The organism is Candidatus Didemnitutus sp. (assembly GCA_019634575.1).
Lineage (GTDB): Bacteria > Verrucomicrobiota > Verrucomicrobiia > Opitutales > Opitutaceae > Didemnitutus.
Genome location: JAHCAY010000001.1, coordinates 1189730 through 1212451 on the forward strand (window position 1 = coordinate 1189730; position 22722 = coordinate 1212451).

Consider the following 22722-nt stretch of genomic DNA (forward strand, 5'->3'; position numbering starts at 1 on the left):
TGGTCGTCGCCATCCCGGCGGCGACAAACGCGCGCCCCTGCATCGCAAGGTGCCCGGTGCGCGCGGTGCTTCAGGAGGGTCCGCGTCCTCGCGGACCGTGCTTCGGTTCGCGCAGATCATACCTCATTCGACGGCCCGCGGGACGCGGGCAGTCCGCAAGGCAAACTGCGAAACCGCTACCTTCGACGGCTTGGAGCGGTCGCGTCCCGTCGGCACGTCATGCTGTCGGAGTGATTCTCCGATCGGCCGCAGCCGACACGCGAACGAGCGCCATGGACCCGCCAAGAGCTCGCCTCGCCATCGCGATTCCCGCCGCGTTCAACCGTGCGACTTCGCATCGCGCGCCACGGCCTCCTGCTTCAGCGCGCTGAAATTGCCTTCCTCGCAGTTGCGCACGAAGCCCTCGGTCACGCTCTTCAAATCCTCCCACCGGCGACGGATGGCCTTCGCCTCGTCCTTGGTGATCTGATTGTCCGCAGCAGCGGCGGCGATGACGCCGAGCATGTCCGCGAATTCCTGCACGATGTTGTTCGTGGAGGGGATGAGATTGATGTCGTGCGGCTTGTGCTTCGGATTCGTGATGAAGAAGCCGCCGGCGCGCTCGCACACCCATTGCGCGATGCGGGTGTCGTTCGTGATCTTGAGCAACTGCTCGATGCGATCCAACGGGTTGTTCGCGCCGCTGCCGGTCTCGTCCGCCGGTGGCTCGGCCCATTTGTAGATGAGGGATAGGGATAAGCCCATGTCACCCGCGATTTGTTTCGCGCTGGTCTTCTTGAGCACCTCCTTGAGCAGCTCGTGCGAATGCATACGCGCGCATCTTGCGCGACGCGGCGCGCAACGCAATCACCGACCTTGCGCCGCTTTGCACGACGGAGCGGGCCACCCACAGCCCGGCGCCGACCGCCAAGCTGCGTTGCCTTATGCTTCGCTTACGGGAACGCCCCGGGTCTCTTATGATGCGTTTCGCGCAACGGACGCGGCATCTTTTGGGTGTCTTTCGGCCGGCTTTTGTGGCTTAAAAAACCTCTCTTTTCCCATGAACATTCACGAGTATCAGGCCAAAGCCTTGTTCGAGAAATACGGGGTGCCGGTGCCGAAGGGCGTGCCCGCCCGTTCGCCCGCCGAGTTCGAGTCCGCGCTCTCTGCGCTGGGCGAGGCTCCGTATGTCGTCAAATCCCAGATCCACGCCGGCGGACGCGGCAAAGGCACGTTCACCGACGGCTTCAAGGGCGGCGTCAAGTTCGCCAAGACCAAGGCCGAGGCGCTCGACTACGCCAACAAGATGTATGGCAACACGCTCGTGACCGCGCAGACCGGCGCCGCCGGCCGCAAGGTCCAGACGATCTACTTCACCAAGGCCGCGGACATCTCGAAGGAATACTACCTCGCGATCCTCCTCGACCGTAACACCTCGAAGCCCGTCATCGTCGCCTCGACCGAAGGCGGCGTCGAAATCGAAAAGGTCGCGCACGAGACGCCCGAGAAGATCTTCAAGGTCTTCATCGATCCCGCCGTCGGCCTCCAAGGCTACCAGGCGCGCCAACTGGCGTTCCAACTCGGCTTCACCGGCGACTACTTCAAGAACGCCGTTAAACTCATCACGAATCTCTATCGGATGTTCTGGGACACCGACGCCTCCATGGTCGAGGTCAACCCGCTCATCACCACGCCCGCCGGCGAAGTGCTCGCGCTCGACGCCAAGGTCTCCTTCGACGACAACGCGCTCTTCCGCCACAAGGACATCGTCGACCTCCGCGACCTCAACGAAGAGGACTCCAAAGAGATCGAAGCCTCGAAGTTCAACCTCAGCTACATCGCGCTCGACGGTAACATCGCCTGCCTCGTCAACGGCGCCGGCCTCGCGATGAGCACGATGGACATCATCAAGCACTTCGGCGGCAACCCCGCCAACTTCCTCGACGTCGGCGGCGGCGCCTCGAAGGAGCAGGTCCAGGCGGCCTTCCGCATCATCCTCACGGACCCGAACGTGAAGGGCATTCTCGTGAACATCTTCGGCGGCATCATGGACTGCAACACGATCGCCACCGGCGTCGTCGCCGCGGCCAAGGAGCTCGGCCTCCAGATCCCGCTCGTCGTCCGCCTCGAAGGCAACAACGTCGCCGCCGGCAAGAAGACGCTCGCCGACTCGGGCCTCAAGATCGCCTCCGCCGACACCATGGCCGACGCCGCGCAGAAGATCGTCAAACTCGTCGCCTAACCGCCCACCGCTAACCGATCCCTTCAATGTCTATTATCGTTAACGAAAAGACCAAGGTTCTCGTCCAGGGCATCACCGGCGAGTTCGGCGGTCGTCACACCAAACTCTCCCTCGACTACGGCTCCGCCATCGTCGCCGGCGTCACGCCGGGCAAAGGCGGCCAGTTCTTCGAGCACGGCTCCCACAAGGTTCCGATCTTCAACACCGTCGCCGACGCCGTCGCCGCCACCGGCGCGACCGCCTCCGCGGTGTTCGTCCCGCCGCCGTTCGCCGCTGACGCGATCCTCGAAGGTGTCGACGCCAACCTCGACCTCTGCGTCGCGATCACGGAAGGCATTCCGATCCGCGACATGATCCAGGTGAAGCGCGCCATGGCCGGCAAGAAGACCCGCCTCATCGGCCCGAACTGCCCTGGCATCGTCACGCCCGGCACCGGCAAGGACTCGAACGGCGGCTGCCGCATCGGCATCGCCCCCGGCTACATTCACAAGAAGGGCCACGTCGGCGTCGTCTCCCGCTCCGGCACGCTCACCTACGAGGCGGTCTTCCAGCTCACCTCGAAGGGCATCGGCCAGTCGACCTCCGTCGGTATCGGCGGCGACCCGGTCAACGGCACCTCGCACCTCGACGTCATCAAGCTGTTCAATGAAGACCCCGACACCTGGGGCATCATCATGATCGGCGAAATCGGCGGCAGCGCCGAAGTCGAAGCCGCCCGCTGGATCAAGGCCAACTGCAAGAAGCCCGTCGCCGGCTTCATCGCCGGTGCGACCGCCCCCAAGGGCCGCCGCATGGGCCACGCCGGTGCCGTCGTCGGCGGAGCCGAGGATACCGCCGCCGCCAAGATCGCCGTCTTCCAGGAATGCGGCATCGAAGTCGCCGTCACGCCCTCCGACATGGCCGACGCCCTCGAGCGCTCCGCCAAGAAGCTCGGCGTCAAACTCGCCTAACTTCGCTTGTCATCGCGCGGCGCGCCAGCGCCGCGACGATTCATCTGACTTCAAGGCCGGGCCGCAACGCCCGGCCTTTTTTGCGTCGCGAACATATTTTGCGCCGACGCATCGCCGAGGCCGACCCGGCGGAATCGGGCACGCGCGTCCTTAAGGCGCGCTCGACGAGCACGCTTCACCTCACGTCACGTGAATGTTCGCCTCATTCGAGGGAACGCGCTTTCGCACACTCCCTCGCCTCACGGCACCGCGCCTCCCACGCTCGCCCGACGCATCGCCGCGGCGCCTGCAATCGGCCCGCGCCCCACACCCGCATCTACTGCATCAAACCAGCTCTGATCGCGTAATCTCGCGCTTCGGCCCCGCGTAACGATCGAAGATCGCGTGATGTCCGCGCTGGGACATCACGCCGTCACGCGTGTAGTAGGCCCGCACCCAATCGAGCAGGCAGTCGAGATGCGCATCCTGCGCTTCCTTCGATTGCCACTTGTGCGGCTCCCAGGCGCGCCCGCGGCATTGGCGCACGCAATCGACCTCGCTGAGATTCAGGAAAACCAACTCCACGGTTCCATCGAGGACCGCTTCGGCCAAATCGCCATAGCATCCCTCGATCACCCACGACGCGTTGGCCGCGCAAAACGCGCGCACGTCGCGCGCCGCCGCATCGGAAGCGCGCGGCGCGGCGGGTTTCCCGGGCTCCCAGGCGATCGTGTCGAGATCGAGCACGGCCGCGCCACATTCGGCGGCGATTTGCCGCGCGAGCGTGGATTTGCCGGAACCCGCGTTGCCGATGATTGCGACGCGGCGCATGGGCCGACTCAGGAGCCGGCTGGCGGCTCGGTCTTCGGTTGCTCTTCCGCGAGAGCTTCCGGTGCCGGAGCCGATTCAACCGCCGGAGCCGGGGCTTCCACCGCAGGAGCGGTTTCGGCGACCGGAGTTGCTTCCGTCGGAGCATCGGCGGTGGCAGTCGGGGCCGCGGGAGCGGGCTCGCTCGCCGGAGCTTCAGCGGGGGCGGGCGCAGGCGCGTCCGGGAAATCGACCGGGTCGTGTTCCTCGCCGTGCTCGTCGGCCTTTTTGCCGGTTTGCGGCGTCATCGGCGGCGGCGCGAAGAGCTTTCCGTCGGAGAACTCGGTGACGTAGCCTTCCATGACGAGCCAGCGCAGATCCTGGTTCATTTTGCGCAGCTTGTCCGCCTGCTCGGGCGGCAGCACGGCAAAAGGCGATTGGGACGGCGTCGCGCCTTCGGCGGGAGCCGGAGTGGCAGCCGCCGCGGCCGCGACGTCGATACCGAGGAATTTTTGCGGCAGATCCTTCACGTGCATCATCGGGTTCTTCTCGATGAAATCGATGAGCGCGCCGATCGTCTCGGAAAACACCTGGCCGGGGACGCGGAAGCGGCGCTTCACGGCGCACACGTAAGAGACGCCGCGCGAACCTTTCTTGAAGATGGTGAAGCCTTCGCGGCGCAGGCGGCCGCGGAGCGCGTTGGCGGTATCGAGCGGGAAGCGGCGCTGACGCTCCACGTGGCCCTCGACGGCGCGTTTGATTTCGCCGGGCGGGAGTTTCTCGATGAGCTTGCCGTGGAAGCGGACGTTCTCGACGGCGCGAATGACTTTTTCCTTCGCGTTCGTGAGCAGGTAGGCACGCGCCTCTTCGATGCTGTCGAAGCTCGGACCGGCGGGCGCGGCTTCGGGCGCGGGAGTCGGCACTGCTTCGACGACGGGCGCAGCCTCGGGAGCCTCGGCGGCAGCCTCAACAGGCGCCGGGCTTTCGGTCGGAGCGGCAGCGGCCGGAGCGGACGCAGGTGCGGCGGCGGGCTTGGCGACCTTCGGGTTCCACGTGTAGCGCGTGGTCTTCTTCATCTTGTCCATCCACTGCTGGACGACTTCCGGCTCGCGCGACGAGATGATGCTGTCGCGGAAGCGGTCGAACGGCATGCGACCGAGCCGCGTGGCGTGGTGCTGCTGGAGGATTTGCTGATACTTGTGGTAGTTCGGCGGCCCGAGCAGTTCGCCGGTGATGCCGCACTTGTTGATGATCGGAAAATTGCCCTTCGGGGCCTCAATCTCCACGTCGGCGGTGTCGAAGAAATTAGCGAGGTGGTTCTTCAGGACGTGCTGGATCGCCGCCTCTTCGGTGTCGAAGGGAAGGTGATCAGGAATCGTCATGAATAGCGGGCCGGGCTTCGCCGCGGCGGCTTCGTCTTCGGCGGATTTTTCCGGAGCTTTGCGCTGCACGACGACGACGAAGCGGTCGTTTTTCTCGAGAACGGCCTTCGTGATCTCGAAGAGCTGGAACGTGCGGCACGAGGCGCGCACGGCCTTCACCATCGCGGCGAAGCCCGTGTCTTCGGGATAGCAGGTCGCCATGAAATACGGACTGATATACGGACCGCGCTCCATCGGCGCGCCGCGCTCGCCGCCGAAGTCACGGCGGTCGCCGCCGCGGAAATCGCGACGCTCACCCCGATCGCCACCGGGGCCACCGCGGAAATCGCGGCGCGGTCCGCCACGGAAGCCGTCGCCCCGCGGGGGACGGTCGCCGCGCGGAGCATCAAAACGACGCTCCCCTTCGGGTGCCGCCGGAGCGGCCGGTCCACCGTCGCTCGCGGGAGCGCCAGCGGGTTTGCGGAAGCCGCGGCGGTCGCGCGGAGCGCCACCGGGCCCGCGGCCGCCATCGTCACGCCGCTCGCGGCGCTCGCCTCCGCGGTCGTCGCGTTCGCGACGGCCGCCGGGGCCGACGGATTTGATTTCGGTCCATTGGGTGCCGAAGGTGAAGCTCTGCAGCTGCGACAGATCGATCTTGTTCAGACCATCGTCGGTGCTCTCGGGGGCGGGCTTTTGGTCGTCCATGAAGGGCGGAGAAACGGGTGTGGTTACCCGGTGGGAGTCGGTTTACTTGCTTGGTGTTCCGCGAGCTACAGTCGTGCCACGCGGAAGTCGCAGTGTCCGGGCGCAGAAAGTTCAACGCAAGCGCATTTCAGTGCTTTACAAGGCTTCGGCGATTTACCTAATTCGCCCTTCCTTCACTGGAAATCGCTCAGGTGGTGGAATTGGTAGACACACACGTTTGAGGTGCGTGTGCCGTAAGGCGTGGGGGTTCGAGTCCCCCCCTGAGCACCAACTCGCCTGTAGGATTCCTACGGGGTAGTTTTCACTCGGGAAACTCGGTCCGGCCGTGCGGTGTGGGGCTCCCTGACTTCGCAAATGTTGTCACAGTTCCGTGGCAACACGCTGTTGACACCCCTCACTTTGCATGGGCTGCGCCATGAGAAACGGGCATTTCACGCTGAGGTGGAAAGAGGTGCAGGTGCGCCTACCTGGATCGGCGCGGACGGTTCGCTACGGGACTTGGCTGCTGCGCGGATGGCTCGCGGGGCGCCGGATTCGGAAGCAATTCGCGGACGAAGCGGAGGCCCGCGGCGCAAAGCAGCGTTTCGAGATTCAGGCTGCCAACACCCGCGACGACGTCCGGACCGTCGTCACTCGCTTGTCGACCGAACAGCTCGCCGAAGCGGAGGCGGCGCATCGAATGTTGAAGGGCGGTCACTCGTTGGCTTTCGCCGTGGAGTGGTTCAACTCCAACTACCGGCCCGCGGTCGCGTCCAGGCCCCTTTCCGAGGCCGTGACAACTTTCCTCGCGGAGCGAGCGCCGCACCTTTCGTTCTACGTCGCGCGAGACTATCGTCGAGAGTTGGCGAGCCTCCAAGCGGCGTTTCCGTCGCGTGACGTTTCGGCCGTCACGACCGCTGACGTTCAGCGCTACATGGACGCGCGCAAACTCGGGCGAAAGGGCTGGAACAACCTCCGCGGCGAACTTCACGCGTTCTTCGAGTGGTGCCGTCAGGCGCCGCGTTCCTGGTGTGCAGAAAATTCCGCCGCGCCGCTCCCGAAATTCAAGATCGCGCGCGGCCTACCTGAGATTCTTTCGGCGCAGCAAGTCGCCGAGTTCATGGCGTTCGTGGAAGACTATGCCGGCGGGCCTCGCTCAGATCTCCCCCGTGGGTGTCTTGTGCCCTACTTCGCTCTGTGCGTGTTCGCGGGTATTCGTCCGACTGTGCCGCGCGGCGAGGTGTGCCGGCTTGGGCGGCTACCCCCGGCGCGTTTGGCGCGCGCGGTCGATCTCGCCAACGGAGTCATCAACATTGAGCCGGATATCTCGAAGACGCATGACCTTCGCCAGATAAAGATCCGCGCCAATCTGCAGGCATGGCTCGAGCGCTATCCGCTGAAAAAATTCCCCATAGTGCTCCCGAATATTCAGAAAATGGTCACCGAGGTTCGGACCGAGTTTCTACTCAGCGATGACGTGCTCCGGCACACGTTCATTTCGATGCACGTCGCCAAATTTCACAGCCTTGGAGCCGCTGCGCTCGAAGCCGGCAATTCCGAGGCGATAATCAAGCGCCACTACCTGAATCTTGTCACTGAGCGTGACGCAGAGGCGTTTTGGCAAATTCTGCCGCGCTGAATTTACGATTTACCTAGCCGGCTAGGTGAATTGTCAAACCGGCCTGTTTTACGTTTCACACCGCCGGCGGTGCGAATCGTAAAGCCCGCCGGGAATCTTGCTTTCGCCGCCCATATTTACGATTTGCTTAGTCGACTAAGCGAATCGTGAAATTCGACACAGTTGATCGCTAGATTTTACGAAATGCTCCGTTAACGGAGCGAACCGTAAAACTCGGCGCAGTTCATCACTAGATTTTACGAAATGCTCCGCCGGCGGAGCGATTCGTTAAAGTAGTTCCGAGGGATACTGAAAACAACGGTGCGCCGCATCTTGGCGCGGGTTGACACCCTTAACCACGGTATGACCCAAGTCAACTCAACCGGCGGCTCGTTCACGTCGCCTAAGAAATTGCTGAACGAACTCGAGGTGTCCGAAATCCTGAACGTGTCGGTTCGCCAGGTCGCGAATCTTCGCGAGCGGCGCCTGATCAGTTACATCAAGCTCGGCCGGGCCGTTCGTTTTGATCCTGATCTCTTGCGCATCGAAATCGGCCGCCTGTCCATCCAGTGCGCAGCGGAATAATCGTGGTCCGCAAACCGAGCCGCACCGCGACAGTGCGGCTCGGTCGCCACGAATCAATGAAACTCGGCCGCTGGCCTTCGCCGACCGCGACCATCATCGCGTGTTGGGATGTCAAGACCTTCGGCCGCGGGGCAACTCCGTGAGACCGCTCACCCCATTCATCCCACCGTGGCTCGACGACGCCGGCCTATCGTTGCGGGCGTTCCGCGTTCTTGTGCATCTGTGGCGGAGGCGTGGAGGTAAAGATGAGGGTCGCTGTTACCCTTCGGCAACGAGCATAGCCCGATCGTGCCGCATCAGCAGGCCAACCGTTTTCGGCGCGCTCAAGGAGCTAGAGCATGCAGGGCTAATCGTGCGAAAGCGTTCCGGAGCCCGCGGTGGAAACGAGTATTTTCTCGTGGCTCCGACTAGTAAAGAAATCGAACCTAGTGGCGTAGATCAGGCGTTAAAAAAACGATACGCCACTAGTCAAAAAAACGATACGCCACTGGTTAAGAATTTTGCACGCAAAGGATATTCCGAAGGAATAGAAAAGGAAGGAGCGCGGGCCGAGCCCGCGCGCTCTCTCTCAAAATCCGACTCCTTTGTCGCAGAGGTGGAGGCGATGCCTGAGTTTGTCGGGCGCTGTGACATCAGGAAAATCGCGCAAATATGCGCTCCGATCCGCAACGCTGCCCACTTGGCTCAACGTGTCCGCGACGAGCTGAACCCCCAATACACTGCAAAGCCTGTTGCTATCGTCGCTGAACCAGTTGGCTGGCGAGAATGGCTCATTCAGACGCGCCCCGAGAACGTCTACACCAACCCGGAGGCGGATACATTTGCACCAACTTGGGCTCATCTGCCGAAGGACACTCAGGCGTGGATCGCTCACAAAATGGCTGAGGAGGCGAAGGGCCGTGCAAGCTGAGGCCTTCGAAGCTCGCCTCGCCATGCTCCAAGCGAGGTTCCCACGATTGGACGTCCCGCGCGAATACCGCGCCGCGTGCGTCAAATATGGCCGTGAGGTGGAACTCGGATGGCTGGAGACTTTCTGGCTTCCGCGCGCTCGGCCCGCGCGCCGTCGCTCTCGTGCAGATCGCGAAAGCGCCGCACGCACTGCGATATTCGTTGCGGCGTCCGCGCCGGATGCGCCGACCGGCTGGCCGGAGTGGTTCGCTCGGGTTTTGCCTGGCGTCGATCCGGTCGCGTGGAGTTCGGCGCCGATCGATCTCCGGCTGCGGTTCGTGCGCGAGTCCTCGGCCGAAACTAAGGAATCTATTAAGCCAGCCGCCTAGCAGAGGTTAAGCGACTCCCGTGTCGCACTTTCGCGAGTCAGCCGGGAGTGCAGTGTCGCGTCGTGGCCGGAGCCTGTCGCGCGCCACACGTTGCGCACTGCGTGTTGACACGGGCCCTAGGGTTATGAAGTCCGCTCAACCGCCTATCTACGAAACCGCCACCGGCCTGGCGCGCCGCGCCGGAGTTCACCGCGCGGTGGTGTTGCGCCTGCTCGCGCAAAACATGCTGCCGCCCGCAGCGTTCGTCGCCGGCCTCGGCGGCGCGATCACGTCGCCGCTCTTCAGCCCCGATCAGGCGGTCGACGTGCTGCGCCTTCAGAAAGTTTCCTACAAACAGCTTGCCACGGCCGCCACTCACGGCGCGCCGGGCGACTAAACTTCAACGTCCCGTTCGTCATGTTTGCCACCCTCGCTCCCGAAAAATTCGATTTCGTTCAGATCGCCACGCAAGTCGGCGAGCCCACCACTCTGCAGTCCTCGCGCGTCCTTGCGCAGCGTCTCTACGCGCGCGGGTCGCACGATGCCGCGCAGCGGACGGACCTCGCCACTCCGCTCGCTACACTTCGCGAAAAATCCAAGTCCGCGCGAACGCTGACTGCGCTGAACGATGCGACTCGCGAGTTCCTGGTTTCTGCTTTGGGCGAGTCGAGAACCGCCGCTTGCTGGAAGCGCCGCGGTTCCGCCGCCTCCACCGCGACTGCGACAACCACGCCCGCGCCGATCACACCAGCCGCGGCGCCTCTCGCCGCACCGGTCGCGTCGTCCGCGGCCCCTGTCACCGCGCCGGCGAAAACCCAGGCCGCGCCGCCGACGATCTCGCCCAATTCTCCCGCAGGCAAGCTCGCGACCTATCGCGCGCTCAGCGGCAACGAACGCCTCGACTATCTCGACCGCCACCAAGGCGACATTTTTCGCGCAACCGCAGACGAGAAAACTCTCCAGGCCATCCTCCGGCGCAACGGCGACAACCCCGGACCGGACTCCCCAATCGGAAAATTCCTGCACTTGCGCACGCTTCCGGTAGGCGACGCTCGCGCCGACTACTTCGCGAAGCATCAGCGCGCGATCGAGCAGGGCGCCACCGATTTTGCCACCGCGCAACAGATCGCGAAGCGCAACGGCCAAACCCTCGATTTCTGATTTCCCCAATCATCCTCACAAAGTCCCATGAATACCGCCACCACCACCGCTAAAATCTCCCCAGCGCTCGCCGCCATCCAAGATGCGGCCGCTCCGACGCCGGCACCTACCGCGCCGACTTTTCACCCGACGATTTTCAGGAAAGCCGCCGGTGACAAAACCACCTACGAGACCCGCCTCGAGCCCCTGGACATCGAGGCGGAGCTGAGGCGCGGAGACGACTCCACCCGCAAGATTTTCCTCGCCGCGCTCGCCGCGTTTGACGCCGAGCATGCGCTCGTCCGTCGGGCCAGAGACGTGCGTTACAGTGAAGCCGCAATTGCAGAGCTCCGGAAAGCAGGGCTCGTCCTCGACGAGGAGCTAGAGGCTGACGCTTACTTCCGTGCGGTTCCCGGTGGCGAGCCCGGGCACTTCGTTTTTCGCAGTGCAGACCACCTTGGAAACGCGGAAAAAGTTTTTGCCGCCCAGATCCTCCAAAAACTCGAAGGCGCAGTCGAACCGGAGACGCGGCGGCTGGCACAGCTCGTCGTCGATGATTTTTCAGCCGAACTCGCGCGGATCGAAGAGATCGACCGGGGGCTCGCGGTCCGGTGGGCCGGCAAGGTGTCGACTCAGGAAGCACTGTGCGCGCAGCTGCGGCACGCCATCGCGCGCCTCAATGCGGACCTCGCCCGGCCTTTCGACATGGGCTGGCATCCAAACCCTCGCACCGTCCTCAACCGCTATTTGCCGGCATCCTCGCCGCTCTAAATTTCTGCGGGATGTTCCACGCCACCGGCGATCAACCGCCGTTCTAGATGTGCCACCCCGCCACCTTTGTCCGCGCCGCCCGCATCCGCCTCAATTTCGGTTCATGAGAAAATGTGGGGGCGGGCGGCGCGGATAACCATCATGCACTCAGACCTAGTTCGCCTCGCCGAGATACTCGGCGCCGATCCTTTGTCCGCTGAACTTGCGGACCCGTTGGAGCTTTCCGCGTTCATCCTCTTCCACGCATCGGCCGTTGCCGTTGCATTGGTGGTGAAGGGCATTCCCGCCTTGCTCTACGTCTCCGCTGTTGCGGTGGTGTGCCTTCTGCGCTGCGCGCTGGCCGGGCTCGCGGCGCTCGCTCTCGCCGCAATTCTGCGCCCGCTCATGTGGGCACTTGGCATCCCTCCATCATACTCCTGACCTATGGCCTCTTTTGAAGTTCGCGGTAAACTCGGTCTCGACACCAATGATTGGGCATCGTCCCTCGGCCGTGCCTCCGTGCGTCTCGACAATTTCAGCGAGCGCGCGGTCGAATCATCTCGCACGATCAAGCGTGGATTCGACGGCTTGAAAAATATCTTCCTCGCCGGCGGGTTGTTGACGGCCGCAAAAGAATTCTTTCAGAGCGCGATCGACTACTCCCAGAAATATGAGGGTGCAGTCTCTCAAGACATCGCTGCAACGCGCCGCTTCGGTGACGCTCTCGACGCGATCAAAATCACGGGAGCGAAGGCTGGCGTCGCCGTGGTCGGCTGGGTCGAGCAAGCCGCAATCGGCCTCGCCTCGCTGGTCTACGGCACGGAGGCCGCTGTCGACGCTTACGACACGATGCAGAAGGAGGCTGCAAAGGCTGCCGACGAAGAAAAGGCACGCAAGATCGCCGCGGCGCAAGATGCGCTGGGCAAAGGCCGCCAAGACATCGCCCTCGCCGAGGCGCCCGGCCCTTGGGAACGTCTCGTCATTCTCATTAACGCGGCAGTCGATTTGCGCGAGAGACAGCGCGGCTTGGAGCAGGGCTCGGCGGACGCTCTCGCCCTGCAGCTCGATATCGAGAAAAATCTCGCGGCGCAGCGCAAGATCACCGCCGACCTGACCGCGGACGAAGGCAAGGAACTGGCCGACGCGAGCCGCGTGCGCCTGGCGTTGTCGGAGGAAGAGCGTCGCGCGGCGATGGATCGAATGATCGCCGCGGAAAAGGCCGCCGCGTTGACTAACCAACGTGCCGAGGTTGAAGAGGAACTACTCAACATCGCTGAGGCGCTCCGGCAAAAAGAGCTCCCCGCCAGTCAACTCCTGCAGCGCAAACTTGAATTGAAGAAAGAGGAGCGCGCGATTGACGGAGAGTTGCTGCGCCTCGCTGAAGAGCGCGCCGCAGCGGAGGCTTCTGTTGCGAATGCCGCCGCAAGGTTGCAGGAAGGGCAACGCGACCGCGTTTCCTTTACGCTCTCGGAAGCCGTGACTGGCACCCGCGGCAACGCCACCGACCAAGCCCGCGCCCGCGAAATCCAGCGCATCGAGGAAGACGCGCGGCGATCCTTCGACGCCGGTTTTGAAAAATCTGCCCTTGAAAAACAAAACCGCGCTGACGCGCTGCGCCAGGGCTTCGGCCGGCTCGACTCCCGCGAGCGTGACCCCGCGAAAGCCTTTAAAGACGCGCTCAAGGAAAGCGAAGACCGCCTCAAAGAGTTGTGCACCTCACTGCGCGCAGAGGTCATCAAATAGGCCGAGGCCGCGCGCGCGTCTACCTCGAACGCACGAACGCCTCCATCGAAACCGTGAACCGCGCCGCGTAAATCCGCACGCTGGCAGAGCGCCAGATGGGAAACTTTCTGAAACAGATGCCGAACAGCAAAACAGGGCCGAAAAAATTAGGTGCCGACTCGGAACCTAATTCCGTGCCCACCATCGCTGATATCGGAATCACGAAAAAGCAGAGCGCCACCGCGCAAAAACTGGCAAACATCCCCGAACCGGAATTTCGCGAGCGCGTGGCGGTGGTGTCGTGGTGATTCCACGAGCTGAGGCAGTTTCCAGTTTCCCAACGCGGGCTTGCCCGGGTCCAAAATTTCCGAGAGCCTTTCGGACGTAGCCGGTCGGCTACACGCCGTGAGAAGCGTTCACAAAAACGAGACAGACTATTGGCCGCCGGATCGAAGCGGATGGGCACTCGTTTGCCCTTTCTCACACCGCACCAGGTCCGGCGGCTTCTGTTTGGGGTTCATCATGAAGATCACAATCGAACTCGACGGGGAGGCTGAATTGGCATTCCGACTCGCGCTTCGCCGCCTGCGCTTTGGCGACCGACCCGGTGAGCGTAGCACCCTAGCGTTTTCATTCATCAGGCAGGCGAGCGACGCGGTCGTTATGGCGCCGGCTGATGTCCAGCCTACCACATGGCCCAGCACCGTGTTTGAACTGCGCGGCTGGACCGACGAGGAGCGGGCCGCGTTTCAGGCCATAGCTGGTGCGGGCCGCGCTTTTGACTCGTGAAAACTTTGCTCACCTTGGCGTCGCTCAATCCGAAAGATGAGCGGCGCAATCCGCGGACTGCAGATCTAGACTTTGATGCTTTGCTCGTAGCAATCCGGGCGATCGTTCGGGAGGAGATTGATCGCGCATTGTCTCGGGGGGCGCGCATTGCGCCAACACCGGACGTTGTGAAATACCGCTACTTGCCTCCGCTGCTCAGCGTCCGAGAGTTTGCGGTATGCATCCGACGCTCGGAAGAGGTCGTGCGGCGCTACGTTCGGCAAAACCGAGCCGGAATCCGCCGCCACACGGACGCGGCCGGGCGGGTGATGATTGCGTGCGCCGCGCTGGAATTGTTCAAAGTGAGTTCCGCGAGCGCACTTGCTGCTTTGAACGACGCGGCAGGCGGAAAGCCAACCCCGTGATTGTTGTCGCGATGTTGCCAAACTATCCGGAAAGCGTGCATCCGCGTTCATCCACCTGCATTGTTGAACTGTTCGGCGCTAAAATCACAACGTGACACGAACTCGCTACTTAACTAATTGGTCGACACTTGCGGAAGCGAAACCGATGCCGCGCCGCAACGGTTCGAGTCCCCCCCTGAGCACCACTCCCCGGGAGTGAAATGGCTCCAAAACCGCCAGGGATGTCGACACAGTCGCCCTGAGTTTCGCTCGGAAACTGACGCGGCGGGAATTTGACCCCGCACCATTTCCTCGAATCGTGGAACCGCCGCACCGCTCCATGTCGCCGAACGCCCTCGCCCAAGCCTTGCTCGAGTCCTATGCCCGCGACGGCGGCATCAACCACCTCGACGGCCCCAACCTGCCCTCGCAGGAGTCCGTGGCCGAGCTCGCGCGCGATTTCATGCACGTGCTCTTCCCAGGCTACTTCGAAGCCAGCTCGTTGAAGCAGGCGGACGTGGAGCACTGGCTCGGACAACAGCTGGCCAAGATCGCGCGTAATCTGCGCGCGGAAATCGAGAAATCCCTCCGCTTCGCCGGCCACGCCGACCCCGCAGCGAGCGCCGAGCGCGCCGCCGCCACCACACTCGCGCGCCTGCCGTCGATCCGCCGCATCATCCAAACCGACGTCAACGCCGCCTACACCGGCGATCCCGCCGCGCGCAGCTTCGAGGAAATCATCCTCGCCTACCCGTCGGTGCTCGTCGTCTCGCTGCAACGCATCGCGCACGTCCTCTACGAAGAAGGCGTGCCACTGCTGCCGCGCATGATCACGGAGTTCGCCCACGAGCGCACCGGCGTCGACATCCACCCGGGCGCCACGATTGGCACTCACTTCTTCATCGATCACGGCACCGGTGTGGTCATCGGCGAGACCGCCGTGATCGGCAATCACGTGAAAATCTACCAAGGCGTCACGCTCGGCGCGAAGTCCTTCGAGGTCGACGCCAACGGCCAGCCGATCAAGGGCGTGAAACGCCACCCGCAGATCGACGATCACGTCACCATCTACGCGCACGCCACGATCCTGGGCGGCACGACGCGCATCGGTGCGCACTCGGTCGTCGGCGCGAACGTCTGGCTGCTCGAATCCATTCCGGAAAACAGCATCGCCTACTACCAAGACACCAACCTCGTCGTCCGCCCGCGCCGCGCCAAGGAAGTCGTCCTCGGCGGCATCGAGGATTTCGACTGGTCGATCTGAACCGCGGCCTCCGGCCATGAAAAAGGCGCGCCGGGGCGCGCCTCGCTGGTCGCGGGAAACACTCGCGCCCGCTCAGCTCGTGACTTCCTGCCGCGCCTTCTCGGCCAGCGCGGTCGAGATGTAGCGTTCGCCGAAGCTCGGGGCGACCGTGACGATCGTCTTGCCGGCAAATTCGGGACGCTTCGCCAGCTGGAGCGCGGCCCAGATGTTCGCGCCGGTTGAGATACCGCCGAGAATGCCTTCCTTCAACGCGGCCTCGCGCGACGTCGCGAACGCATCGTCGTCGGCGACCGTGATCACCTCGTCGATGATGGCGCGATTGAGCACCTTCGGGACGAAGCCCGCGCCAATGCCCTGGATCTTGTGCTTGCCCGGCTGGCCGCCGGAAATCACCGGGCTCGTCACCGGCTCGACCGCCACGGTGTGCAGCTTGGTGCGCGATTTGATGACCTCGGAGACACCCGTGATCGTGCCGCCGGTGCCGACGCCTGCGACGAACGCGTCGATCTTGCCGCCGGTCGCGGCCCAGATTTCCTCCGCCGTCGTCCGGCGGTGCACCTCGGGGTTGGCCGGATTCTCGAATTGCTGCGGCATGAAACCCTTGTCGCCTTGCTGCGCGAGGATCTCGTTCGCACGCGCGATCGCGCCCTTCATGCCTTCCGCACCGGGCGTCAGCACGATCTCCGCACCGAGCATGCGCAGGAGCACGCGGCGCTCGACCGACATCGTTTCCGGCATCGTCAGGATCAGCTTGTAGCCGCGTTGCGCCGCCACGAAGGCGAGCGCGATGCCCGTGTTGCCCGACGTCGGCTCCACGATGACCGTGCCGGGCTTGATCTTCCCGTCGCGTTCACCGGCCTCGATCATCGCGCGACCGATGCGATCCTTGACGCTCGCCAGCGGGTTGAAGAACTCGGCCTTCACGTAGACGTTGCCGGGCAACCCGGCCGCAAGGCGGTTCAGCTTGATGAGGGGAGTGTTGCCGACGGTGGAAACGATATCGTTAAAGACGAGTGAGGACATGACCTTTAGCGAATTCATGCGCAGCCGCGCGTCAAACGCAGATTTTGGCGCGCGGCTGCGCATCCCATAGCGGTCCCTCCTTCCCGCAAGCCGCCGGTAGGCAGGTCAGATGTAATACATCTCGACCTCGGTCTTCGCGGCCATCTTGTCGAGCGTCTGAGCCCGGGCGCGCTCGACGGCGACGCCGCGAATCTCATTCCAGATTTGCTTCATCCGGCGGCCGGACTTGCCGTCGAAATTCCCGCTCAGCTCCATCAAGTCGCCCTCGATGGCCTGCACGATGTCGAACAGCGTGATCTGGTCCGGCGCCCGCGCGAGGAGGAAGCCGCCCTGCACGCCGCGCCGGCTCACCACGAGCTTCGCGTTCTTCAGCTCGCCGAGAATCTGCGCGAGGAAATTGGCTGGCACCGACTCGACTTCCGACAAGTCGTCGATGCGGACCGGTTCGCCGCCATCGTAGCAGCGCGCGAGTTCGCACAGGATGCGGCAGGTATAGTCGAGTTTGACCGGAATCTTCACCGCCTTTCACCGTAGGCGCAGCCGCCCCGCGCGCGCAATGGCGATTTCCCGATCTCAAATCGTGTAATCCAGAAACTCCGCGCGCACGGTTTCCGTGGGCGCGTGCAGCATCCCGGCCCCGAGCGTGGCATGCGTGTCGGGGTCGATCAGGATGAACGATCCCGTCAGGCGGTTGCTCGCGTAGCCGTCGTGAAAAACCGGCTTCGCCGTGCGCAGGCGCACCTCGCCGAGATCGTTCAGCGCAAACTCCGTCGGCCCTTCGCGCAGCTCGAGCGTCTCTAGGTCGACTCGGTGCGTGAGCTCGGTGACGATCGCGGGCGTCGTCGCCGTGGTGTGTTTGAGGAGCAGTTTGCGACCGCGCTGCAACGCGCGCGGATTCATCCAGCAGAGCTGCGCGCGCATATCGGTGCCGCCCCCGGGCAGCGCATCGGTGCGCACAATCATCGAGCCGCGCGACACATCGACATCGTGCTCGAGCACGAGCGTGACGGATTGCGGCGCGAACGCCTCGGCGAGATCGCCGTCGAGCGTGTGGATGCGCTTCACGCGCGTCGTGACGCCGGCCGGCAGCACGAGCACCTTGTCTCCGACGCGGACAATGCCGCCGGCGATCTGCCCGCTGACGCCGCGGAAATCGTGCAGCGACGCATCGCCGGGGCGGTTCGGACGGTTGACCCATTGCACGGGCAGGCGGAACTCCTCGAGATTGTGATCGCTGCCGATGTGCACCGTTTCAAGGTGCGCGAGCAGCGTCGGTCCGGGATACCATGGCGTGTGCGGCGACGGCGTGACGACATTGTCGCCGTTCAGCGCGCTGAGCGGGATGAACTTCACGTCCTTGATGCCGAGGCGCGGGAGGAATTTCTCGAATTCCGCGCGGATCTCGTTGAAGCGCGCTTCGCTCCAATCGACCAGGTCCATCTTGTTCACCGCGACGACGAGATGCGGGATGCGCAACAGGCCGGCGATGGCGGCGTGGCGGCGGCTCTGCTCGATCACGCCGGCGCGTGCGTCGACCAGCACGATCGAAAGGTTCGCCGTGCTCGCGCCCGTGACCATGTTGCGCGTGTATTGGACGTGGCCCGGCGTGTCCGCGACGATGAAGCGGCGTCGCGGCGTCGCGAAGTAGCGATAGGCCACGTCGATCGTGATGCCCTGCTCGCGCTCGGCGCGGAGACCGTCGGTGAGATTGGCGAGATTCACCCGGCCGCCGCCGGTGAGATCGGCGCTGCGTTCGAGCGCCTCGACCTGGTCGTCCATCAGCGACTTCGAGTCGTAGAGGAGCCGGCCGATGAGCGTGGATTTGCCGTCATCGACCGAGCCGCAGGTGTTGAAACGGAGCAGATCGATCGCAGTGGCGACCGCATCGGCCGCGCGGGGCGCGGCAGTTGAAGGTTGGAAAACTTCGGAGACCATCGGAGGGGAGAATTCCGGCGCGTAACGGCGCCGTTTAGAAATAGCCCGCCTTCTTGCGGTCCTCCATCGCCGCCTCGGAGGCGCGGTCGTCCGCACGCGAACCGCGCTCGGTCACGCGGGCGGCGGCGACTTCGGCGATGATGTCGTCGACGTGATCCGCGGGCGATTCGATCAGGCCGGTGGAGATAATATCGCCAATGGTGCGGACGCGGACGCGGAGCTCCTCGACCCGTTCGCCGGGCTGAGGTGGCACCAAGTCCGTGACCGGCAACCATTGGCCGCCACGACGCACACAACTACGACGGTGGCTGAAATAGATGCTCGGCACTTCGAGCCGCTCGCGCCGGATGTATTCCCAGACGTCGAGCTCGGTCCAGTTACTGAGCGGGAACACGCGCATGTTCTCGCCGGGGCTGAGGCGCGCATTGTAGAGATTCCAGAGTTCGGGCCGCTGGTTCTTCGGGTCCCACTGGCCGAACTGGTCGCGGTAGCTGAAGAACCGCTCCTTCGCGCGCGCTTTCTCTTCGTCGCGCCGCGCGCCGCCGATCAGGCAGTCGAAGCGGAACTCCTCCACCGCCGCCAGCAACGTCGGAATCTGCAGACGATTGCGCGAGAGCTCGCCCTTCGCGGGCGTCGCGATGCCTTTCGCGATCGCGTCCTCGACAGTGCGGACGATGAGTCGCGCCTCGAGCTGCTTGGCGCGGCGATCGCGAAAATCGTTCAGCTCGGGAAAATGGTGACCGGTATCGACGTTGAGCAACGGCATCGGCAGCTCCGACGGGCGGAACGCCTTTTCCGCGAGACGCAGCAGACAGATCGAGTCCTTGCCGCCGGAGAACAGAATCGCCGGGCGGTCGAACTCGCCTGCGACCTCGCGCATGACGTGGATCGCCTCGGTCTCGAGCCAGTCGAGGTGGTCGAGATGATAGCTGGATCTGGTGGCGGTGGCAGCGGGCGCGCTCATGGACTCGCGACCTCCGCGCCGACTTCCGCGAGCGCGCGCTTCCCCCACGCGGCATGCAGCCCGCACTCGCGCTTTTGGTCGCCCTTCGCCGGGTCGTAATAATCGAACTCGTTCGGCAATGCGTGCTCGCGCAGGTAGACTTCGAGCTGCTCGTCGTTCCAGTGGAAGAACGGGCTGACCTTGAGCGTCTGGAAATTCTCGTCCCATGCCACGAGGTCGAGCGCCGCGCGGCTCGCCGTCTGATCGCGGCGCAGCGCGGTGAGCCAAACCGTCGGCGCGAGCTCGCGCATGCCGCGCTGGAAGGGCTCCAGTTTCATCTGCGCGCTGAACGCCTTCATCGCCGCCTCATCGCCTGGGTCCGGCACCGGGCCGTGCAGCGCCTCGCGGTGCGCGACGGTGACGCGCGGCAGGAACGCGAGCACGTTCAGCTTCAGCTTCGCGCGCAACTCCTCGGCGTGACGGTAGGTCGCCGGGCGGTTGTAGCCGTGATCGACCCATAGCACGCGAATGTCGGGCTGCAGCTGCGTCGCGAGATGCAAGATCGCCGCCTCATACGGGCGGAAATTCGTGGAAACGATCGCGCGGCCCGCGCCGTGCTGGATGGCCCAACGGGTGACTTCCCGCGGCGTGCGCGCGCGCAGCTCGGCGTTCCACTGCGCGATTTGGGAATCGGAAGGGCGTTGGCTCATGTGGCAGGAGTGGCGGGAGTCGCCATCGCAACGGCCGCGGCGGCTTGTTCGGGAAACACGACGCGATTCGCGAACGCGCCGAAGCGTTCGCCGGGGCGACGCTCGTCGCGCCAGCGGCGAAGGATGGGAGCGATTTCCTTCATGAGATCCTCGCGCTTCACGCTGGCGCGGTATTCGCGGTTGAGCGCGAGCGACGCTTCGTCGCCGCCGAAGTAGACATTGTATTTGTTCGGCGCGCGGCCGACGAAGCCGATCTCCGCCATGTAAGGACGCGCGCAACCGTTCGGGCAACCGGTCATGCGGATGATGATTTCCTCGTCGGACAAACCGAGAGCCGTGAGCTCACGCTCGAAGTCATCGAGGATGCCCGGCAACGCACGCTCGCTCTCGGCGAGACCGAGACCGCACGTCGGCATCGACGGGCACGCCATCGAGGCGCGGCGCACGGCGCTCGTCTGGTTTTCCACGGGAATGCCATGCTCGGCGAGCAGCGCCGTGATGTCGTCGCGCGCGGCTTCGGGCACGTTGGCGAGCAGGAGATTTTGCGACGGCGTGAGGCGGACTTCGACACGGTGCTTTTCCACGATGCGGCGCAGCGCCGTTTTCAACTGGCGCGCCGGCGTGTCCTTCACGCGGCCCGCCTCGATGTAGAGGCCGATGAAAATGCGCCCGTCGCTCTGGCGATGCCAACCGAACCGGTCGCCCTGCTGTGTGAAATACATCGGGCGCGCCTCCTCGAGGCGGAAACCGGCGCGTTGCTCCACCTGCTCGCGGAACCACGCCGCGCCTTTTTCCTCGAGCACGTATTTCAGGCGGGCGTGCTTGCGATTGGTGCGGTCGCCGTGGTCGCGGTAGGCGATGAGCACGGCCTTCGCGACGTCGACCAGCCGCGCGCGCGGGAAGAAGCCGAGCACGTCGGCGACGCGCGGGTAGGTTTCCTTGTTGCCGTGCGACATGCCCATGCCGCCGCCGGCGAGGAGATTGTAGCCGAGCACGCGCACGGGATTCGCCGGATCGGCGATGGCGACGAAGCCGAGGCAGTTCGTGAAGATGTCGACGTCGTTCAGCGGTGGAATGGCGAACGCGGTCTTGAATTTGCGCGGCAGATACTGGCGACCGTAGAGCGGGTCCTCGGCGGGCGCGGCGGCTTCGCTGCCGAGCTTCACTTCGTTGCCGTCGACCCAGATCTGGTGGTAAGCAGTCGAGCGCGGCAGCAGATCGCGCGAGACGAGCGCGGCATCCGCGAGCACTTCGTCGGTCAGCGCCGAGGTCGACGGCGTGGACGGCGCCATGACGTTGCGCGCGACGTCGCCGCAGGCCGCGAGCGTCGTCGAGAGCACGTCGTTGATGCGCTTCAGCAGCGGACCGAGTCCCTGCTTCACGACGCCGTGCCACTGGAACGCCTGGCGCGAGGTGATGCGCAGCGTGTTGTTGCCGTAACGCGTGGCGAGGTCGTCGAACACCAGATACTGCTCCGGCGACACGACGCCGCCCGGCAGGCGGTTGCGCACCATGAAAATGTATTCCTTGCCGGCCTTCCGCTTGTCGCGGTCGTCCTGCTGGTAGAAGCCGTGGAACTTGATGAATTGCTCGTCGTCGTCCGAAAAGCGGAGGGCCTCGTCGTTCGCGAGGGTGGCGGCGATGTCGCCCGCCAACGTCGGATCGCGCTGCTTCAGCAGCTCGTTTTTCGAGAGGGCGGGCGTGGGGGCGAGGGCGGGTGCTTCGGACATGACACGGGAGAGGAAGGCTCACAGTTGACGATTATCAAAACATAAGCAAGTCATAGGTCATGTCCCTAGTCATGTTTAAGTCAACCACCGCCGGGAACGTCACCTTCGTCGGTGCCGGCCCCGGCGCGGCCGACCTGATCACGGTGCGCGGCTTATGCGCGCTGCAACAGGCGGATGTGGTGCTGCATGACGACCTCGCCAACCGCGAGTTGCTGGGAAACTGCCGCCATGGCACCGAGTTCATCTATGTCGGCAAGCGCGCGGGCACACACAGCGCCTTGCAGGAGGAAATCAACTGGCTGCTCGTCGCGCATGCGAGCGCCGGCCGCCGGGTGGTGCGCCTCAAGGGCGGTGACCCGACTGTCTTCGGCCGGCTCGGCGAAGAAATCGCCGCGCTCCGCGCCGCGCAGATTGCTTTCGAGATCGTGCCCGGCATCACCGCCGCATGCGCGTCCGCCGCCGCCGCCGGCATCAGCCTGACGCAGCGTGGCGTCGCTTCCACGGCGATCCTGACCACCGGCCACGAATGTGAAGCGAAACGCTCTCGCTCCGTCGACTGGTCCGCCCTCGCCCACCCCGGTGCCACGCTGTGCGTCTACATGGGCACGCGCCGCCTTGGCGAAATCGCCGAACGCCTGACCGCGCACGGGATTTCGCGCGCCACGCCGCTGCTCATTGTCAGCCATGCCTCGCGTCCGACGCAGTCGATCCGCCTCGGCACGCTCGAATCCGCCGCGCAACTCGCCACCGAACTCGAGGACACGCCCTCGCTCATCGTCATCGGTGAAGCCGCGGCGGCGCACCGTTCGCCACTCGCCACCGCTCACGCCCAGGAGCCCGCCCATGCCTCCCACTGAGTCAACCCGCCCATG

General features: G+C 64.3%; 23 protein-coding genes, 1 tRNA gene and 1 pseudogene. 16 read left to right on the forward strand and 9 right to left on the reverse strand.

Translation table 11 applies throughout. The features are described 5' to 3' along the window. Positions 1-390: 390 nt before the first annotated feature. A pseudogene (locus KF715_04945) lies at positions 391-810 on the reverse strand (hypothetical protein). 229 nt (positions 811-1039) lie between these two features. Here KF715_04945 and sucC point away from each other — a divergent pair. Next, positions 1040-2221, forward strand: coding sequence for an ADP-forming succinate--CoA ligase subunit beta (gene sucC, locus KF715_04950; GenBank protein ID MBX3736017.1), 1182 nt, complete (start codon positions 1040-1042; stop codon positions 2219-2221). A gap of 26 nt (positions 2222-2247) precedes the next feature. After that, positions 2248-3171: a succinate--CoA ligase subunit alpha gene (gene sucD / locus KF715_04955; protein MBX3736018.1), complete on the forward strand. Its 924-nt coding sequence runs from the start codon at positions 2248-2250 to the stop codon at positions 3169-3171. 324 nt (positions 3172-3495) lie between these two features. On the opposite strand, the gene KF715_04960 is transcribed toward sucD, so the two are convergent. Next, entirely contained in the window at positions 3496-3981 is a 486-nt protein-coding gene (locus tag KF715_04960; protein MBX3736019.1) for a dephospho-CoA kinase, read from the reverse strand. 8 nt (positions 3982-3989) lie between these two features. After that, positions 3990-6023 (reverse strand): hypothetical protein, encoded by a 2034-nt coding sequence (locus tag KF715_04965; protein MBX3736020.1) that lies wholly within the window; start codon positions 6021-6023, stop codon positions 3990-3992. 185 nt (positions 6024-6208) lie between these two features. Between KF715_04965 and KF715_04970 the strand changes: the two genes are divergently transcribed. The 13 genes from KF715_04970 to KF715_05030 all read left to right on the forward strand — a co-directional run bounded on the left by KF715_04970 (position 6209) and on the right by KF715_05030 (position 15509). Then, positions 6209-6293, forward strand: a tRNA-Leu gene (locus KF715_04970). Positions 6294-6438: 145 nt separating this feature from the next. Further along, the gene (locus KF715_04975; GenBank protein ID MBX3736021.1) at positions 6439-7641 is read left to right on the forward strand and encodes a hypothetical protein; all 1203 of its coding nucleotides are present in this window, start codon (positions 6439-6441) and stop codon (positions 7639-7641) included. 342 nt (positions 7642-7983) lie between these two features. After that, the gene (locus tag KF715_04980; GenBank protein ID MBX3736022.1) at positions 7984-8205 is read left to right on the forward strand and encodes a helix-turn-helix domain-containing protein; all 222 of its coding nucleotides are present in this window, start codon (positions 7984-7986) and stop codon (positions 8203-8205) included. A 139-nt stretch (positions 8206-8344) separates the two neighbouring features. After that, positions 8345-9115, forward strand: a complete 771-nt coding sequence (locus KF715_04985; GenBank protein ID MBX3736023.1) for a helix-turn-helix domain-containing protein — start codon at positions 8345-8347, stop codon at positions 9113-9115. A gap of 491 nt (positions 9116-9606) precedes the next feature. Continuing rightward, positions 9607-9858, forward strand: coding sequence for a hypothetical protein (locus KF715_04990; GenBank protein ID MBX3736024.1), 252 nt, complete (start codon positions 9607-9609; stop codon positions 9856-9858). A gap of 20 nt (positions 9859-9878) precedes the next feature. Then, the gene (locus KF715_04995) at positions 9879-10622 is read left to right on the forward strand and encodes a hypothetical protein (protein MBX3736025.1); all 744 of its coding nucleotides are present in this window, start codon (positions 9879-9881) and stop codon (positions 10620-10622) included. 27 nt (positions 10623-10649) lie between these two features. After that, a complete protein-coding gene (locus tag KF715_05000; protein MBX3736026.1) occupies positions 10650-11372 on the forward strand; it encodes a hypothetical protein in 723 nt (240 codons plus the stop codon). 66 nt (positions 11373-11438) lie between these two features. Next, entirely contained in the window at positions 11439-11792 is a 354-nt protein-coding gene (locus tag KF715_05005) for a hypothetical protein (protein MBX3736027.1), read from the forward strand. Between the two features lie 3 nt (positions 11793-11795). Continuing rightward, a complete protein-coding gene (locus KF715_05010; protein ID MBX3736028.1) occupies positions 11796-13094 on the forward strand; it encodes a hypothetical protein in 1299 nt (432 codons plus the stop codon). 116 nt (positions 13095-13210) lie between these two features. Then, complete coding sequence (locus KF715_05015) at positions 13211-13381, forward strand: hypothetical protein (protein ID MBX3736029.1); 171 nt, start codon at positions 13211-13213, stop codon at positions 13379-13381. A 214-nt stretch (positions 13382-13595) separates the two neighbouring features. After that, complete coding sequence (locus tag KF715_05020) at positions 13596-13862, forward strand: hypothetical protein (protein ID MBX3736030.1); 267 nt, start codon at positions 13596-13598, stop codon at positions 13860-13862. Further along, a complete protein-coding gene (locus tag KF715_05025) occupies positions 13859-14266 on the forward strand; it encodes a hypothetical protein (GenBank protein ID MBX3736031.1) in 408 nt (135 codons plus the stop codon). The genes KF715_05020 and KF715_05025 overlap by 4 nt, the downstream gene beginning before the upstream one ends. A 319-nt stretch (positions 14267-14585) precedes the next feature. After that, positions 14586-15509 carry a serine acetyltransferase gene (locus KF715_05030; GenBank protein MBX3736032.1) on the forward strand — a complete coding sequence of 308 codons (924 nt, stop codon included), beginning with the start codon at positions 14586-14588 and terminating at the stop codon, positions 15507-15509. A gap of 72 nt (positions 15510-15581) precedes the next feature. Here the strand turns inward: KF715_05030 and cysK are convergent, their stop codons facing one another. From cysK to KF715_05060, 6 genes are all read right to left on the reverse strand, one after another. Beyond that, on the reverse strand, positions 15582-16532 hold the full coding sequence (gene cysK, locus KF715_05035) for a cysteine synthase A (GenBank protein MBX3736033.1): 951 nt from the start codon (positions 16530-16532) through the stop codon (positions 15582-15584). Positions 16533-16637: 105 nt separating this feature from the next. Continuing rightward, positions 16638-17051: an Rrf2 family transcriptional regulator gene (locus tag KF715_05040; protein MBX3736034.1), complete on the reverse strand. Its 414-nt coding sequence runs from the start codon at positions 17049-17051 to the stop codon at positions 16638-16640. Positions 17052-17105: 54 nt separating this feature from the next. Next, positions 17106-18467 carry a sulfate adenylyltransferase gene (locus KF715_05045; protein ID MBX3736035.1) on the reverse strand — a complete coding sequence of 454 codons (1362 nt, stop codon included), beginning with the start codon at positions 18465-18467 and terminating at the stop codon, positions 17106-17108. Positions 18468-18501: 34 nt separating this feature from the next. Next, positions 18502-19431 (reverse strand): sulfate adenylyltransferase subunit CysD, encoded by a 930-nt coding sequence (gene cysD, locus KF715_05050; protein MBX3736036.1) that lies wholly within the window; start codon positions 19429-19431, stop codon positions 18502-18504. Next, the gene (locus KF715_05055; GenBank protein ID MBX3736037.1) at positions 19428-20120 is read right to left on the reverse strand and encodes a phosphoadenosine phosphosulfate reductase family protein; all 693 of its coding nucleotides are present in this window, start codon (positions 20118-20120) and stop codon (positions 19428-19430) included. The genes cysD and KF715_05055 overlap by 4 nt, the downstream gene beginning before the upstream one ends. After that, positions 20117-21850: an NADPH-dependent assimilatory sulfite reductase hemoprotein subunit gene (locus KF715_05060; GenBank protein ID MBX3736038.1), complete on the reverse strand. Its 1734-nt coding sequence runs from the start codon at positions 21848-21850 to the stop codon at positions 20117-20119. The genes KF715_05055 and KF715_05060 overlap by 4 nt, the downstream gene beginning before the upstream one ends. Positions 21851-21921: 71 nt before the next feature. Here KF715_05060 and cobA point away from each other — a divergent pair, with 71 nt between their 5' ends. Further along, positions 21922-22707, forward strand: a complete 786-nt coding sequence (cobA, locus tag KF715_05065; GenBank protein ID MBX3736039.1) for a uroporphyrinogen-III C-methyltransferase — start codon at positions 21922-21924, stop codon at positions 22705-22707. Positions 22708-22722 lie beyond the last annotated feature (15 nt).